The organism is Mycobacterium sp. BK086 (assembly GCA_004362315.1).
Taxonomy (GTDB): domain Bacteria; phylum Actinomycetota; class Actinomycetes; order Mycobacteriales; family Mycobacteriaceae; genus Mycobacterium.
Map to the genome: position 1 here is coordinate 110,436 of SNWL01000005.1, position 16,405 is coordinate 126,840.

At 67.1% G+C, this 16,405-nt stretch carries 13 protein-coding genes; 9 read left to right on the forward strand and 4 right to left on the reverse strand.

The annotated features are described in order from the left end of the window. Positions 1-7: 7 nt before the first annotated feature. Together EV580_RS16885 and EV580_RS16890 are read right to left on the reverse strand one after the other, a co-directional pair. Positions 8-3,022, reverse strand: a complete 3,015-nt coding sequence (locus EV580_RS16885; RefSeq protein WP_133692369.1) for an NHL repeat-containing protein — start codon at positions 3,020-3,022, stop codon at positions 8-10. Between the two features lie 138 nt (positions 3,023-3,160). Beyond that, positions 3,161-3,856: a FadR/GntR family transcriptional regulator gene (locus EV580_RS16890; RefSeq protein WP_133692370.1), complete on the reverse strand. Its 696-nt coding sequence runs from the start codon at positions 3,854-3,856 to the stop codon at positions 3,161-3,163. A 48-nt stretch (positions 3,857-3,904) separates the two neighbouring features. Here EV580_RS16890 and EV580_RS16895 point away from each other — a divergent pair, with 48 nt between their 5' ends. Further along, on the forward strand, positions 3,905-5,128 hold the full coding sequence (locus EV580_RS16895) for a CynX/NimT family MFS transporter (protein WP_133692371.1): 1,224 nt from the start codon (positions 3,905-3,907) through the stop codon (positions 5,126-5,128). A gap of 11 nt (positions 5,129-5,139) precedes the next feature. Beyond that, complete coding sequence (locus EV580_RS16900; protein WP_166654753.1) at positions 5,140-6,069, forward strand: NAD(P)H-dependent flavin oxidoreductase; 930 nt, start codon at positions 5,140-5,142, stop codon at positions 6,067-6,069. Here EV580_RS16900 and EV580_RS16905 read toward each other — a convergent pair. Then, positions 6,056-7,159, reverse strand: coding sequence for an NAD(P)H-dependent amine dehydrogenase family protein (locus EV580_RS16905; protein ID WP_133692372.1), 1,104 nt, complete (start codon positions 7,157-7,159; stop codon positions 6,056-6,058). The genes EV580_RS16900 and EV580_RS16905 overlap by 14 nt on opposite strands. 115 nt (positions 7,160-7,274) lie before the next feature. On the opposite strand from EV580_RS16905, the gene EV580_RS16910 reads away from it, so the two are divergent. The 4 genes from EV580_RS16910 to EV580_RS16925 are packed head-to-tail and all read left to right on the forward strand — an operon-like array spanning position 7,275 to position 11,414. Then, positions 7,275-8,255 (forward strand): LLM class flavin-dependent oxidoreductase, encoded by a 981-nt coding sequence (locus EV580_RS16910; protein ID WP_133692373.1) that lies wholly within the window; start codon positions 7,275-7,277, stop codon positions 8,253-8,255. A 2-nt stretch (positions 8,256-8,257) separates the two neighbouring features. Next, complete coding sequence (locus EV580_RS16915; protein ID WP_208114641.1) at positions 8,258-9,319, forward strand: NAD(P)H-dependent amine dehydrogenase family protein; 1,062 nt, start codon at positions 8,258-8,260, stop codon at positions 9,317-9,319. Between the two features lie 5 nt (positions 9,320-9,324). Next, the gene (locus EV580_RS16920) at positions 9,325-10,230 is read left to right on the forward strand and encodes an LLM class flavin-dependent oxidoreductase (RefSeq protein ID WP_133692375.1); all 906 of its coding nucleotides are present in this window, start codon (positions 9,325-9,327) and stop codon (positions 10,228-10,230) included. Next, positions 10,227-11,414, forward strand: coding sequence for a cytochrome P450 (locus tag EV580_RS16925; RefSeq protein ID WP_133692376.1), 1,188 nt, complete (start codon positions 10,227-10,229; stop codon positions 11,412-11,414). Before EV580_RS16920 ends, EV580_RS16925 begins: the two co-directional genes overlap by 4 nt. Here the strand turns inward: EV580_RS16925 and EV580_RS16930 are convergent. Next, positions 11,401-12,624, reverse strand: a complete 1,224-nt coding sequence (locus tag EV580_RS16930) for a TetR/AcrR family transcriptional regulator (RefSeq protein ID WP_133692377.1) — start codon at positions 12,622-12,624, stop codon at positions 11,401-11,403. The two genes, EV580_RS16925 and EV580_RS16930, sit on opposite strands and share 14 nt — an antisense overlap. Before the next feature lie 144 nt (positions 12,625-12,768). On the opposite strand from EV580_RS16930, the gene EV580_RS16935 reads away from it, so the two are divergent. From EV580_RS16935 to EV580_RS16945, 3 genes are read left to right on the forward strand one after another with little or no spacing between them, the layout of a single operon-like run. Continuing rightward, entirely contained in the window at positions 12,769-14,244 is a 1,476-nt protein-coding gene (locus EV580_RS16935) for an aldehyde dehydrogenase family protein (RefSeq protein WP_133692378.1), read from the forward strand. Between the two features lie 11 nt (positions 14,245-14,255). Further along, a complete protein-coding gene (locus EV580_RS16940) occupies positions 14,256-15,524 on the forward strand; it encodes a cytochrome P450 (RefSeq protein WP_133692379.1) in 1,269 nt (422 codons plus the stop codon). Beyond that, a complete protein-coding gene (locus EV580_RS16945; protein WP_133692380.1) occupies positions 15,521-16,402 on the forward strand; it encodes a mycofactocin-coupled SDR family oxidoreductase in 882 nt (293 codons plus the stop codon). The genes EV580_RS16940 and EV580_RS16945 overlap by 4 nt, the downstream gene beginning before the upstream one ends. Positions 16,403-16,405 lie beyond the last annotated feature (3 nt).

A 16,405-nucleotide genomic window follows, 5' to 3' on the forward strand; every position in this document is an offset into this window, starting at 1 on the left:
TTTCGATTTACGCACTGATCACCGACACCACCCCGCCCAGGGTGGTGATGTAGACGTTGCCCTCGTTGTCGCCGGTGGGGCTGATCGCCACCCCGTAGGCGAAGGCACTGATATCGATGTTGTTGATCACCACGCCGTCGGGGTTGATCACCGCCACCGTCCCGTTACCGCCGTTGGTCACGTAGGCGTAGCCGGCCGAACTGATGGCCACAGCTTGTGGATTGGAGCCGACGGCGATGGTCTTGACGACGTTGCCGGCCGGGTTGATCACTGACACCGTCCCGGCTCCGCTGTTCGTGACGTAGACGTAGCCGGTCGAACTGGCCGCCACCCCTTGTGGATTCGCGCCGACGGTGATGGTGTCGATCACCGACCCGGCGGCGTTGAGTACCGACACCGTGCCACTGTTGAAGTTGGTGACGTAGACATTGCCGCTGGGGCCGATAGCGATGCCGCTCGGGCTGTCGCCCACGGTGACGGTGTTGACGACGTTGCCCGCCGCGTTGATCACCGACACCGTGCCGTCGATGTTGTTGGCCACGTAGGCAACACCGGTGGAGCTGACCGCCACCGCGCTGGGGCCGTTGCCGACGGTGATCGTGTTGATGACGTTGCCGTCGGCGTCGAGCCACGACACCGAGTTGTCGCCGCTGTTGGTCACGTAGATGTCACCAGTTGGGCCGACTGCCACGCCATTTGGGCCGTTGCCCACCGCGATGGTGGTGACGACGGTGCCGGTGGGCGTGATGTAGGGGAGTGTCCCGAGGAAGTCGGCGAGGTAGATATTGCCGGCATTGCTGCCGCCCGCCCCGGCCGCGCCGACCCCGCCGAGGAAACCGCCGACGTCGATCGTCGACACCAGGAAGGTGCCGCCCGCACTGCCGTCGGTGCCGGCACTCCCGAACAGGCCCGCCGTGCCACCGTCACCGCCCGCACCGACGACCCGCGTGACCTCAGACCCGCTGGACCCTGCGGCGCCGGCACTTCCGCCGTTGCCGCCGTCGCCACCGCCGCCGAACAAGGCCCCGGCGCCGCCGGCGCCGCCGTTGCCGCCGGTGCTCACCGAACTGGTGCCAACGTCGGTCGTGTACACACTGCTGTTGCCGCCGAAGCCGCCGGCCCCGCCGATCGCGAATGCGCCGCCTGCGCCACCGTCACCGCCCGCACCGGCGGTCGCGTTGCCGCCGTCGCCAGCACTGGACGAGCCCGTTGAGGCGTTGCCGCCGAATCCACCTGCGCCACCGTCGGCCAACAGTGAACCCGCGCCGCCCCGTCCGCCGGAGCCGCCCGCCGCGGCACCCGCGCCGTCAGCTTTCGCGGCGCCACCGAGACCGCCCACACCGCCGGTGCGCCCGAGGGCACCGGCCTGGCCGCCGTCGCCGCCGTCACCACCGGTGGCCGTCGCCGTGCTGCTGACCAACGACTCCGCGAATCCGCCCGCACCGCCGGCACCACCCGCGGCCCCGAGCGATCCGCGACCGCCGTCGCCGCCATTGCCGCCCGTCGCCGACTGGTTCGCGGTAGCCGAGCCACCGGCACCACCGGCTCCGCCTGTGCCACCGGTGATCACGTCACCGAAGAGTCCGCTGTCGCCGCCGGCGCCACCGTTACCGGCAATCGTCACGCCCTCACCGAGGTTGATCGCGCCATTGCCGGGGAATTGCAGGTCGGCGTTGCCGCCGTCGCCGCCCCGGCCGATGAACAAGGCCGAACCGCCGCGGCCACCGGAACCGCCTGTGGCGGTGCCGGTTCCCGACGAGCCTTGGCCGGCGTCGCCGATATTGGCCGACGCGCCGCCGCCGCCCGTCCCACCGTTACCGCCGGGGCCGACCGTGCTGTCGCCGCCGGCACCTCCGTTGCCCGCGGTCGCGGCGCCGTAGGTGCTGAATACGACGCCCTCCCAAGCACTTCCGCCAACCCCGCCCGCGCCCGCGAGCAGTCCGCCTCGTCCGCCGTTGCCGCCGTTGCCGCCCGTCGCCGCGCCCGCGGCTCCGTCGGCGTCCACACCGTCCCAGTTCTGGGTGGCCGCACCGCCACCGCCGCCGGCGCCGCCGTTGCCGAACAATCCGGTCAGGCCGGCGTTGCCGCCGTTGCCGCCCGTGGCGTAGCCGTTCACCCCGAAGGACACGTAGCCGCCGACACCGCCGTCACCGCTGTTGCCCGATAGCAGGCCGCTGTTGCCGCCGTTGCCGCCGTTACCCGCTTTGGCCCCAAACCAATTCACGTTGCCGTTGTCGGCGCCGCCGTACCCGCCGTCGCCGCCGTCGCCGGCCAGCAGCCCCCCGTTACCGCCACGTCCGCCGTTGGTGGCCGCCGAGCTCAACAGCCCGGTTGTGCTGTCGTACACCGCATCGGTGCCGTTGCCGCCTGCGCCGCCGTTACCGAACAGCATGGCGTTGCCGCCGTGGCCGGCGTTGCACGCCGGGCCCACGCAGCCCGCCGCACCGCCGGCACCATTGCCGGGTTTGAACACGGTGCCGAAGAACAGCCCGGCGTTGCCGCCGTTGCCGCCGTTGTATCCGTTACCGCCCGATCCGAGCAGCAGCCCGCCGTTGCCGCCGTGGCAGATGACGATTCCGGTGCACTGCACATCGGTCGAGCTGTAGCTGTAGCCGTTACCGACCAACAACCCCGCGTTCGGATGATCGGCGGTGCCGTTGGACACGAAGATCGAATAGATGGCGTTGGCGATGAGGCCCGGCTGCCACACCGGGAGTGCCGATGCCGAAGGAAGCTTGAAAGCCGGTGGCGCACTTGGTGGTTTGGCGACGATGGCCGCCGGCCGGTCCGCCGCCTTTCCGGACGAGGTTTTCTTTCCGGACACGCGTGGCGAGACTGCTTTTTTCCCAGGCGATTTGGTGGCAGGCTTGGGCGCGTGTGAAGCTGTCGAGCCGGTGCCGGAATTGGTATCCGCGGCGGCGACGCCCGCCCCGCCGGTCAGCGCGGCGCCGGCCAATGCCGCGCCCACGCCGAGACTGAGCGCGCCAATTCCAAGCCAGGAATACGTGCTGGATTGATCCATCGGTGCGGCCCTTCCGGCAAGCAGCAAATTCACAGGTAGTACCGATTTTAGGAATTTGCGTGTGCGAAAGTCGGAAGCGACGCGCCGTTGTTTTGTTCCGCAATGCGGACTTATATGTAAATGGTCCGCATTGCGGATTTAGCGGGCGCGCAATTCATTTGAATTTAAAGTGACTTGTTCCGGAAGTTCGCCGATCAGCTCGTCGAGAAAACCGCCGGCCTCATGTCCGGCGCGTTCGGCGTCGTGTTCGGCGATGGCCTCGACCAGATCGGTGTGCCCGATGTGGTGCATCGTGCTGGTGATCGCGACGCTGTCGGCGACCGCCTCGGTCAATCCGCGGTACAGCTCGATGAGTACTTCATTGTGCGACGCGCGCACCACCGCGAAATGCAGGTCGGCATCGGCGCGGGAAAACTCGGCCCGGTCGGCGCCCGCGTGCAGGGTGTCACGGCGTTCGAGCAGCTGACGCATCTCGACGAGGTCATCCTCGGTGCGTGCGGCGGCCGCCAAGCGCGCACCTTCGACTTCCAGGCAGCGCCGAACCTGCAGCACTTCGCGCAATTTCGAGTCGCACATGCGGCTCAGTGCCCCCGAGATCTCACTGGTAGCGCGGACATAGGTGCCATCGCCGCGGCGGACCTCGAGGATCCCGCTGTGTGCCAGCGCGCGCACGGCCTCTCGGACGGTGTTGCGGCCGACCCCGAGTGCTGCGGCCAGACCGGGTTCCGTGGGGATACGCGTTCCCACCGGCCATTCACCCGACGTGATGGACAGTCGCAGCTGCTCGATGGCGTGATCGACCAGCCCGGCGGGGCGTGCGGCGGCGAGCGGCATGCAAGAACCCTTTTCATCCGATCATAGGATGTATGCAAGGATAGCGCGGTGAGCCGCTACGAGCACGATCTGACGCTCGAACTGGACGGCGCCGTCGAAGTGTCACCCGCCGGGCGGGTCGCCGCCGGTGCTGTTCTGATCGTGGCCGTCGTACTCACCGCCCTCAATTTGCGCCCCGCGGTCACCAGCGTCGGGCCGGTCCTCGGCGATATGCAGCGAGCCCTCGGCGCCTCGGCCATCTGGGCCGGCGCGCTGACGACCCTGCCCGGACTGTGCTTCGCGGGTGCCGGCTTGGCGGCGGCGGCACTGTCCCGCCGATTCGGGCTGGGCCGCTCGATCAGCATGGCGCTGGTCGTTCTGATCGTCGGACTGCTGGTGCGCGTGCTCGACGGCCCCTATGTCGTCATCGGCGGAACGCTGGTCGCCACCGCGGGCATCGCGGTCATCAACGTCCTCATCCCGGTGGTCATCAAGCAGTCGTTCCCGGCTCAACTCGGGTTGATGACCGGCATCTACACCGCGGCGCTGCAGGGCGGCGGGGCGCTGGGCTCGGCGATCACGCCGCCACTGGAGAACCTGTTCGGCGGCTGGCGACCCGCCTTGGTCGCGTGGGCTGCTCTGGCCGTGGTTGCCTTGGTGGCCTGGCTGATCGCGTCGCGCCGTGTCGGCGGTGGCACCGAGGATGCGCCCGGGACCGGCGAACACCGATCACTGTTGCGAAATCCGTTGGCCTGGACCGTGACATTGTTCTTCGGGACGCAGTCGATGCTGGCCTACATCATGATGGGCTGGCTGCCCGAGGTGTTCATCGACAACGGTGTGCCCAAGACCTCGGCGGGATTGCTGGTCGGTCTGCTCTCGGTGATCGCGGTGCCCATCAGCCTGATCCTCGCGCCGATGGCCGCTCGGACGACCCACCAGAGCGGCTGGATCGCCGCGCTGGGTGTGTGCGGTGTCGCCGGTGTGGTCGGCCTGCTGGTCGCCCCGGATTTCAGCCCGCTGCTGTGGAGCGTGCTGGTCGGCATGGGCATGAGTGTGTTCTCGTTGGCGCTGACCGTGATCGCATTGCGGTCGCGCACACCGGAGGACACCGTGCAGTTGTCGGCAATGGCACAGGGTTTCGGCTATCTGCTGGCCGGTATCGGCCCGTTCCTGTTCGGCACACTCCATGATGTGACCGGTGGCTGGACCGTACCGTTCATCATGGTGCTCGCCGTCTACTCGGTGCAGATCGTGCTGGGCGTGCTGGCCGGTCGCAACCGCTACGTCTGAGGGGAGGCACAGTGTTGTCGACGGATTGGTCGCGGTCGATCGGAATCGACGTGCCGATCGTCAATGCCCCGATGGGCGGCGTGGCCGGCGGCGCTCTGGCCGCCGCGGTCTCGCGTGCCGGCGGCCTCGGCATGATCGGGATGGGCAGTGCCGGCACCGCCGAACGGCTTACCGCCGAACTCGGCCACGTGTCAGATCTGGATCGTCCCTTCGGGATTGGGCTCGTGGACTGGGTGACCGCCAGCCAGCCCGACCTGCTCTCGACGGCGTTGGCGGCCGCCCCGACGCTGCTGTGCATCAGCTTCGGCGAAACCTGGGAGTGGGTGCCGCGCGCCCACGACGCCGGCGTGATCGCCGCGACCCAGGTGAGTGATCTCGCCAGTGCGCAGCGCGCGGTCGCGGCGGGCATCGACGTCCTGATCGCCCGCGGAGCCGAAGGGGGCGGGCACGGCGAACCGCTGATCGGCACACTGCCGTTGCTGACCGCACTACTCGATCATGTGTCCGTTCCGGTATTGGCCGGTGGTGGAATCAGTTCCGGACGCGGGCTCGCCGCGGTGCTCGCCGCCGGCGCGTCGGCGGCATGGATCGGCACCGCGTTCTGCGCCTGCCCCGAATCGCTGTTGTCCGACAAGGCCCGCGACGTGATGTTGGCGGCGGGGGAGACCGGCACCGTCGTCACCCGGGTCTTCGATATCGCGCAGGGCTACCCCTGGCCGGCGCAGCTGCCAGAACGCGTGCTGCGCAACAGCTTCAGTGACCGCTGGGACGGCGAGGAAGTAGCACTGGCCGAAGATCCCGGTGCGGTCGCCGAACTGGCGAAGGCCATTGCGGCCGAGGACTATTCGCTGGCGCCCATCAACGCCGGACAGGGTGTCGGGGAGCTGGTGGAGGTTCGGTCTGCCGCCGAGGTGATCGAAAGGCTGGCTACGCGGGAGTGAATGCGTGCCGCGGGATGGTCAGTGGCAGGTCCACCGAACTCACCAGACCCGGCTCAGCGGCGACGACATAGGGCACCGCATTGACCACGCGCATCGCGGTGGCCACCATCGCGCCCGCGCCCGATGTCATCGATTCGATGCCGGCCTTCTTGCGGTCGCGCAGCGTCACGTCGAATGTGCAGTCGATATCCGGTGTGCCCGTGACCACCACGCGATAGCCCAGGGCATTGGGCAGCGTCGGCCAGTGCGGTGCGACATCGGGAGCCAGCCGGGTGACGTGCTCGATCACGATCGCCTCGCGGCCGTCGACGATGCCGATCGCCTGCATCCGCAACGCACCGCAGGTGCCCGCCTCGACGGTGCCCATCGCCACCTCGAGCGTACGTTCGGTCGCCGCGCGGTCGAATGTCTCACGCACCTCTTGCAATTCGACGCCGAGCGCCTCGGCCACCATGCGGATCTGACCGTGCCATTCGCCCGCGATCGCGCCGGGAAAGCTGATCCACGGGGTGTAGTCCATCGGCCGGCCGAATCCCAGTGCGTCACTCATGATGTCGGGTACGCCGTAGTCGTCGTACAGGCCGATCTCGTAGGAGTGGATCTTCTCGATCTGCGACGACTGTGTGGTGAGGACAAGCGGCAGATAGTCGGCCGCGAAACCCGGCTCGATGCCCGACGCGTACAGGGTGGCCTGGCCCTGCTTCGCCGCGACGGCAAGCTGATCCCGCCACTCGGCCGGTTCGTAGGCATGCGGGTTGACCAACCGGGTGGTGCTCGTCGTCACCACGTTGAGCCCGGCACTCAGCAGCTTGACGTAGTCGGGGATATGGCCGGCATCGCGTTCGGGCCCGCTGGCCGCATAGATGACGCAGTCCGGCTTCAGCGCGATCAGCGCGTCGGCGTCGGTGGTGACGGCCAACCCGATCGGGTCACCGTTGGCCAGCTCACCGGCGTCGCGGCCGTCCTTGTCCGGCGAGTGCACCCACACGCCGACGAGGTCGAGATCGGGGCGCTGGTGGATGGCCCGGATCGCGATCGATCCGATGCCACCGGTCGACCAGACCACCACGCGGTATTGACCTTCAGCCATCACGACCTCCGAAACCTAACGTTTGATCCGGAACGTAACAGTCGTTCGTCGACAGGGTCAAGGAATCGGGGGATCTGAGGCTGGAAGGAACAAAGTTTAGGTTATTGTGAGGCCGATGTTCACCCTGCGGTTCGACATGCGCGCACCGGCCGGCTCTGCGCCGCCACGCGATCTCTATGCGGCCGCCATCGACATGTGTGAGTGGGCCGAAGACCGGGGCGCTGTGGTCGCCGTGCTGTCCGAACATCACGGCACCGAAGACGGTCACCTGCCCGCGCCTCATCTTCTGGCGGCCGCGATCGCCGCCCGCACCAAGCACCTGGCGATCCTGCTGGCCGCTGTGCCCATCACGTTCTGGGATCCGGTCCGGCTCGCCGAAACGATGAACGTCCTCGACATCATCAGCGCGGGCCGGGTCTCGTGGGCCTTCGGCATCGGCCACCGCACCGAGGAGTATGAGCATTTCGGCATCGATCCGCGTGGCCGGGGACGACTCGCCGACGCATCGCTGGATCTGGTGCGAAACCTGCTACGCGGGGAACCGATCGACCACGATGGTAGGCGTATCCAGGTGACACCACCGCCGCTAACGCCGGGTGGCCCGTACACGTGGATCGCCGGCGGAAGCCAGGCAGCGGCGCGGCGGGCGGCACGACACGGCCTGGGGTTCATCTCCCAGACCGCCACCCCCGGCCTCAAGGAGTTCTACGAGAACCAGTGCCGTGCCAATGGTTTCGAGCCAGGGCCGGCGCAGTTCCCGGCGCCGGGCGCCCCGACCACCGTCTTCGTCGCCGACGATGTCGACGCCGCGTGGCGCGAGCTCGGTTGCTACCTGCTGCACGACGCGACGATGGCCGCGTCCTACCGGCATGGCGACGATTCGGTGGCCAGCATCTCATGCGCAACGACCGTGGCTGAGCTCCGCGATGCCGGCGGGCCCTACCGGATTGTCACGACCGGTGAAGCGCGCGAGTACATCCGCGCCGGTCGCCCACTTCCGTTGCTGCCGCTGTGCGGCGGACTGCCACCGGATCTGGCGTGGCCGTATCTCGAACGGGCCGCGGCGGCGAGCCAGAGCGCATTGGAGGATCAGTGACACTGCGAACCGTGGTCTGGTCGACCGGCGGCGTCGGATCGATCGCCATCGACGCGATCCGGGGCAGGCCCGATCTGGAGCTGGTCGGCGTGTGGGTGCATTCGCACGAGAAGGCCGGCCGAGATGCGGGGGAGCTGGCCGGTGGCGACCCGATCGGCATTCGGGCTACCAGTGATGCCGCTGAACTCCTTGCGCTGCAGCCTGATTGCGTGGTGTACGCCGCGAGCGGTCCCGACCGCGACGCCGGGGCGGTACCCGACTACCTGAAACTTCTGGAGGCGGGCATCAACGTCGTGTCGACATCGTCGACCAGCCTGGTGTATCCGCCGGCGTACTACTCGCCGCAGTGGCGTGAGCAGCTGGAGCAGGCGGCCGAGGCGGGCCATGCGTCGTTCTACGCGTCCGGCATCTTTCCCGGCTTCGGCTCCGACCAGCTAGCGCTTCTGCTGTCGACCCAGTCCAAGACGATCCGCCAGGTGAAGGTCAGCGAGGTGGCGCTCAACGACCACTATCCGGTGGCAGACGTGATGATGAACGGCATGGGTTTCGGTCACCCATTGGACTTCGAACCGATGCTCAAGACCCCTGGCTTCATCGAGATGGCCTGGCGGGCACCGATCTATCTCATCGCGGCCGGGCTGGGGGTCGAGGTCGACGAGGTCCGGGGCACCCTCGACCGGCGACTGACCGACCGGGATATCGAGGTGGCGTTCGGCACCATCAAGGCGGGTACCTGCGGCGCGGTCAGCACCAGGGCGGCCGGAGTGGTCAACGGGCGCGAGGCGATCGTCGTCGAGCACATCATCCGGATGGCCCGCGATGTCGCACCCGACTGGCCCGCATCGGATTTCGACGCCAGCTACCACGTGGACATCGAGGGTGATCCCGATATCCACTGCTCGATGAACGTCGGTGCCGCCGAAGGCCACGGCGCGGGGCATGCCGCGATGTCGGCGACCGCGATGCGCGTGGTCAATGCGATTCCCTATGTGGTGGCCGCACCGGCCGGTCTGCTCAGCTCACTGGATCTGCCGAACACCCTGCCACGGTTCGCGATCGGCTGACGGGCGTGTTCTCGATCCGATTCGACATGCGCGCCCCGGCGTTCGGCGCCTCGACCACTGACCTCTACGCGGCGGCGATCGAGATGTCCGCGTGGGCGGAGAATCACGGCGGCCTCGCGGCGGTGCTGTGCGAACATCACGGTTCCGAGGACGGCTATCTGCCGGTACCCATGGTCCTGGGGTCGGCGATCGCGGCACGCACCGAACGGCTGCTGCTCACCTTGGTGGTGATCCTGCCGCTCTACGATCCGGTCCGGTTGGCCGAGGAAATTTCGATACTCGACATCATCAGCAGAGGGCGAGCCGCTTACGTCTTCGGACTCGGCTATCGCCCAGCGGAATTCGAGCACTTCGGCCTCGACGTGTCACGGCGTGGCCGACTGGCCGACGAGAAGCTGAGTGCGCTACGCGCACAGATACCGAACGGGCCGACGATGATGTGGGGTGGCGCGAGCCTGGCCGCCGCGCGCCGCGCGGGACGCTACGGGCTGGGTCTGCTGGCCAACGGCGCCGTCCCCGGCATGCAGGAGGCCTACGAGGCCGCCTGCCGGGAGCACGGCCACGAACCCGGCCCCACCCTGCTGCCGCCCGCGGACACGCCGACGGTCACGTTCGTCGCCGACGACGTCGATGCGGCGTGGGACGAAATCGGGGAGTACCTGTTGCACGACGCCCGGATGTACGCGCAGTGGAACGAGGGCAATGACACCTCGGCAGGTATCTCCGATGCCCGCACCGTTGCGGACCTGCGCGACAACTTCCCGTCCCACCGCATCATCAGCGTCGCCGAGGCCGCTGAGATCATCGGCGGCGGTGGGATTCTCAACCTGTCGCCGCTGTGCGGCGGGATCCCACCCGCCATCGCGTGGCCCTACCTGAAACGGGTGGGCGCACTGAGGAGCAGCCAATGACCGCCGTCGATCTGTACTACGACCCGTTCGATTTCGCGATCGACGACGACCCGTATCCGATCTGGAAGAGGATGCGGGACGAAGCCCCGCTCTACTACAACGACAAGCACAACTTCTATGCACTGAGCCGGTACGACGACGTCGCCCGGGATCTGCACGACTGGAACACCTACCGATCCGGTCGCGGCACCACCATGGACGTCATCACGAGCGGTCTCGAGGTACCGCCCGGGGTGATCCTGTTCGAGGACCCGCCGTTGCACGACCTCCATCGCCGGTTGCTGTCCAAGGTGTTCACGCCGCGGCGGATGGATGCCATCGAACCGCTGACGCGGCAGTTCTGCGTGCGGGCCCTCGATGCGCTGGCCGGGACGTCACGTTTCGACGTCATCGGCGATTTCGGCGCACTGATCCCGATGCGGACGATCGGCTACCTGCTCGGCATCCCCGAGGAAGGACAGCAGGAGATCCGCGACCGTACCGATGCTCAAATCACGTTGAAGGACGGCACCTTTCAGACCGTTTCGGCGAGCTCGTTCGAGAACGCGTATCAGCTGTTCGCCGACTACATCGAGTGGCGGGCCGAGCATCCCTCCGATGACCTGATGACGCAGTTGCTCAACGCCGAGGTCGAGGAGCACGGAACGCTACGGCCGCTCACCCGGATCGAAGTCCTGACCTACACCAGCATGATCGCGGGGGCGGGCAACGAGACGACCACCCGGCTGATCGGGTTCATCGCCCAACTGCTGGCCGAGCACCCCGATCAGCGTCGCGAACTCGTCGCCGACCCCAGTCTGATTCCCGGCGCCATCGAGGAGGTGCTGCGCTACCAGGCGCCGTCGCCGGTCCAGGCCCGCTACGTGGCCCACGACACCGAATGCCACGGCCGGCGGATCCCGGAGGGCTCGGTCATGTTGTTGCTCAACGGTTCCGCCAACCGCGATGAGCGGCACTACCCGCGCGGCGAAGAGTTCGACATCCACCGCACCGGCGGACACCTGTCGTTCGGGCAGGGTCTGCACTTCTGCCTCGGCTCGTCACTGGCCCGCATGCAGGCGCGGGTGGCGCTCGAGGAGATGCTCACGCGCTGGCCGGAGTGGGACGTCGACCTCGACAACGCCGCCATGGCTCACACGTCGAGCGTTCGCGGTTGGGGAACGCTACCGATCATCGTCGGGTGACGCCGCGTATCGAGGTGTCGCGAACATGAATCTGCGAAGCCCTGGTCCCGATGGCGCGCAGGATGTTCTCCGGGATCCAGCTGATTTCGATGACCGCCCGGGCGAGCATCTGGTTCGACGGGCTGTCGATGCTGATCTCGCCCGATCGAATACCCTCGGCCAGAATCGATTTCATCTGGCTGACGCGCGTCGAAAACAGCCAGCCGGGGCTCGAGGTATCCGGCGGGGACTGGCGCATCCATGCCAGCTGAATGCGGAATTCGTCACCGAAGCGATCCAGCACGTTGGTGTGAATCCACGACATCGCATCGATCTTTTCCAGCGGTGACGAGTCCGATTGCAGCACCTGGGTCCACCCGGGCGAGATCTTCTCGCCGAATTCTCGCATGATGTCGGCCAGCAGCTGATCCTTGGATCCGATCAGCCGGTACACGGTTCCGGTGCCCAGCCCGGACGCCGAGGCGATATCCCTGATCGTGGTGAATTCGAAGCCCTTGCGGCCGAATTCGGCTCGGGCGATGGCCCGGATCCGCTCACCGTCGTCGGCGGGGTCGGTCCGCTCCTGCCACGATCGCACCACCTCGTCGGCCGCGCGGTAGGCGGCCGACGCGTCGAGTGCGGCGTCGGTGACTGCCTCAGCGGCCAAACCCTCCAAGAGGATTCGGCAGAACAGCGCGGCGAGTTTGTCGGCGCCCGCGTTGTGCCGGATGACGTCCAGGCCGACGTGCAGCATCGTCTGGACGAAGCGGTCGGCGAAAACCGGAAGGTCGACGTCCGGGCCGACGTATCCACTCCACCGCGCGGCCCGCAAGGTCTGCAGGGTGGCCTGAAGGATCGCCGTCGGCCGCTGCTGGGCGAGAGCGGTCAATTCCGGATCCGGCGACGGGAACTCGTAGAACGTCATCTGCAACGCGGCGCGGTGGGTCACCGCGCACTGGGCGATCGCCGAACCGAGATCGACGAGGCGGTCGAACATCGACGATGTGGCCTCGTCGTCGAGCCGGCTTTCGGCCTGTGCTGCGGTCCGATCCAGATCGTCGTGATATCGGCGGAGCAGCTCGACGAGGATCGCTTCCTTGGACTCGAAATGGTGGTACAGGCTGCCCGCCTGGATGCCCGCCGCGTCGGCGATCTCCTGCAGCGACGTTCGCAGTCCGGACACGGCGATCAGCGCGGCGGCGGACTGCAGTATCTCGGTGCGCCGTACCATGGCACCTCCGCCCGGCTGACCAGATGTTTGGTAAACGGTAGCAGAACGATGGCCACGCGCAGTGCGCTCTATCGTTGACGACGGCTGAGCGACTGGGTAGGGTCCGAACAAAAGTTAGGTTTGGTACCCGGATGGGCAGAAACAATGGCTGACACCCGCTTTGAGCCGAAGATGATGATCGACGGCAAGCTCGTCGACGGCGAGGCAGGCGCCTTCGCCAACATCAACCCGGCCACCGAGGAGGTCCTCGGTGAAGTGGCCGATGCGTCGACAGCCGATATGCACCGCGCCATCGACGCGGCGCGTCGTGCGTTCGACGACACCGATTGGGCGACCAACCACGCCTTCCGGCAGAAGTGCCTGCTGCAGTTGCAAGAAGCGCTGGAGGACGAACAGGAAGAGCTTCGTGAGGAACTCATCCGCGAAGTCGGCTGCCCCCGCGCGATCACCCACGGACCGCAGCTCGACGCGCCGCTTGCCGATGCGCTGCGCTACCCGGCCCACCTGATCGACGACTACGCCTGGGAGACCTCGCTGGGCGACACCGTCGTGTCGGTCACCGGGGTCAACACCACCCGCAAGGTCTGGCGGGAGCCGGTCGGCGTCGTCGGCGCAATCGTGCCGTGGAACTTCCCGTTCGAGGTCACCATCCAGAAGATCGGCCAGGCGCTGGGAACCGGCAACACCGTCGTGCTGAAACCGGCGCCCAACACGCCCTTCAACGCGACCCGGCTGGGCAGGCTGATCGCCGAGAACACCGACATCCCGCCGGGCGTGGTCAATGTCGTCACCGCGTCCGACCATTTCGTCGGCGAGGAACTCACCCTCTCGCCGAAGGTCGACATGATCTCGTTCACCGGATCGACGGTGGTCGGGCAGCGGATCATGGAGAAGGGCGCCGCGACGATGAAGCGGTTGTTCCTCGAACTCGGCGGCAAGTCGGCGACCATCGTGCTGGAGGACGCGGACTTCGCGATCGGCTGCATGATGGGCATCGCCCCCTGTATGCACGCCGGTCAGGGCTGTGCCAATCCGACTCGGCTGCTGTTGCCCCGGTCGCGCTACGACGAGGGTGTCGAGATTCTGCGCGGCATCTATGAGGGGGTGGCCGCCGGTGACCCGCAGGACCCGGGAACCCTGTGCGGCCCGGTGATTTCCGATCGGCAGCGCAGCCGGATCCGCGGCTACATCCAGAAGGGTGTCGAGGAGGGGGCGACGCTACTCGTGGGTGGCGCCGAGGCGCCCGACGGACTCGACAAGGGATATTTCGTCAAGCCAACGCTTTTCGTCAACGTCGACAACTCGATGACGATCGCGCAGGAAGAGATCTTCGGCCCGGTGCTCTCGGTGATTCCGTTCGACGACGAGGACGACGCGGTGCGCATCGCCAATGACAGCCCGTACGGTCTGGCGGGCAATGTCATGGCGGGCACGCTCGACCGCGCACTGTCGGTGGCCAGGCGGCTGCGGGCGGGGTTCATCGGGTTGAACGGCACCGCCGGATACGGCGCCGACACACCGTTCGGGGGATACAAGGCCAGCGGCGTGGGCCGGCAGAACGGCACCGCCGGATTCGACCAGTACACCGAGATCAAATCGGTTGCCTACCCTGCGATTTGAGAGGTTTTGCTTTGCCCGATTTCGACGCGGTGGACTTCTTCACCGACGCGACCCTGGTGCCCGACCCGTATCCGTACTTCGATCATCTGCGGTCCAAATGCCCGGTGACGCAGGCGACTCCGTTCAACGTGCTGGCGGTTACCGGCTATGACGCGGCGCTCTCGGTGTACAAGAACCCGGCGTTCTCGTCGTGTGTCTCGGTGGCAGGCCCGTTCTCGGGTATGCCGATCACGCCGGGGGAGAGCGACGACGTCGGCGAGCTGATCGACAAGCACGTCCGGGGCATCCCGATGGGTGAACACATCACCTCGCAGGACCCGCCCGTGCACACCCGCACCCGTAGCTTGATGAACACGCTTCTGACGCCCAAGCGTCTGAAGGAGAACGAAGACTTCATGTGGCGGCTGGCCGACCAGCAGCTCGACACGTTCCTGGCCAAGGGCGGGTGCGAGTTTCTCGGCGACTACGCAAAGCCGTTCTCGCTGTTGGTCATTGCCGACCTCCTCGGTGTACCCGCCGAGGACCACGAAGACTTCAAGGCCGTCTTCTCCAACGAGACGGTCGGCGAGATCGGCTCCGAGGCACCCACGTCGCACAACCCGCTGGAGTGGCTGAACGAGCGGTTCCACCGGTATCTGGAGGATCGCAGGCGCACCCCGCGCGAAGACGTGCTCACCGGGCTCGCGCAGGCCAAGTACGAGGACGGGTCGACGCCCGATCTCGAGGACGTGGTGAACCTGTCGACGTTCCTGTTCGCCGCGGGCAGCGAGACGACGACCAAGCTGGTGAGCTCGGCCATCCGGTTCATGGGCGACAATCCCGGGGCCGAGGAGCGGCTGAGGGAGGACCGCAGCAAGATCCCGGCGTTCCTCGAAGAGACCCTGCGGATGGAAAGCCCTGTCAAGGCCCACTTCCGGATGGCGCGCACCACCACCACGATCGGCGACGTGACCGTTCCGGCCGGAACCACGGTGATGATGCTGCCGGGGGCCTGCAATCGGGATCCCGGCAAGTTCGAGCAGCCCGACGAGTTCCGCGCCGACCGGCCGAATGTGCGCGAGCACATCGCGTTCATCCGCGGTGCACACTCCTGCCCGGGTGCACCGCTGGCCAGGGCCGAGGGGCGGATTTCGCTGAATCGGATCCTGGATCGCATGAAAGACATCAGAATTTCGGAATCCCACCACGGTTCTGCCGAGAACCGGCATTACCAGTACGAGCCGACGTTCATCATGCGCGGGCTCAGCGAACTGCACATCACGTTCAAGGAGATCTCATGACTGGAAAGCTGTCAGGCAAGGTCGCTTTCATCACCGGCGCCGCACGCGGGCAGGGCCGGGCGCATGCGATCGCGATGGCCAGGGAGGGTGCCGACATCATCGCCGTCGACATCTGCCGTGACATTCCCTCCAACCCCTACCCGTTGGCCACGCCCGACGATCTGTCCGAGACCGAGCGCTCGATCAAGGAGATCGGCCGCCAGGTCCTGGCGAAGGTCGGCGACGTCAGGGAGCGTCACGAGCTGCGCGACGCCGTCGAGGCCGGTGTGGCGCAGTTCGGAAAGATCGACATCGTCGTCGCCAATGCCGGAATTCTGCCGATGGCGATGGGCCGGCCGCACGACGCGATGTCCTTCGTCGACGCCAGCGATGTGGATCTGCTCGGCGTGATGAACACCGTCGCGGTGACGGTCCCGCACCTGCCCAATGGATCGTCGGTCATCATCACCGGATCGACCGCGGGGATGATCCGGGGCACCACCGACAATCCGAACATGGGGCCCGGCGGCCGTGGCTACGGCTGGAGCAAGCGGGTCATCATCGAGTACGTCGAGGAGATGTCGTTGGCGTTGGCGGACAGGATGATCCGTGTCAACGCGATCCACCCGACCAACTGCAACACCCACCTGCTGCAGAACGACGGGATGTACAGCATGTTCCGGCCGGACCTGACGCAGGCGGGCAAGCAGGCCAGCCGCGAGGACGCCGAGCCGTTGTTCACGCTCTTCCAGGCGATGCCGATCCCGTACATCGAGCCCGAGGACATGGCCAACCTCGGCGTGTTCCTCGCCAGCGACGACAGTCGCTACATCACGGGTCAACAGATCCGGGTGGACGGCGGCTCACTGCTGAAGTGGCCCAACGGCCCTGGGGGATAACGG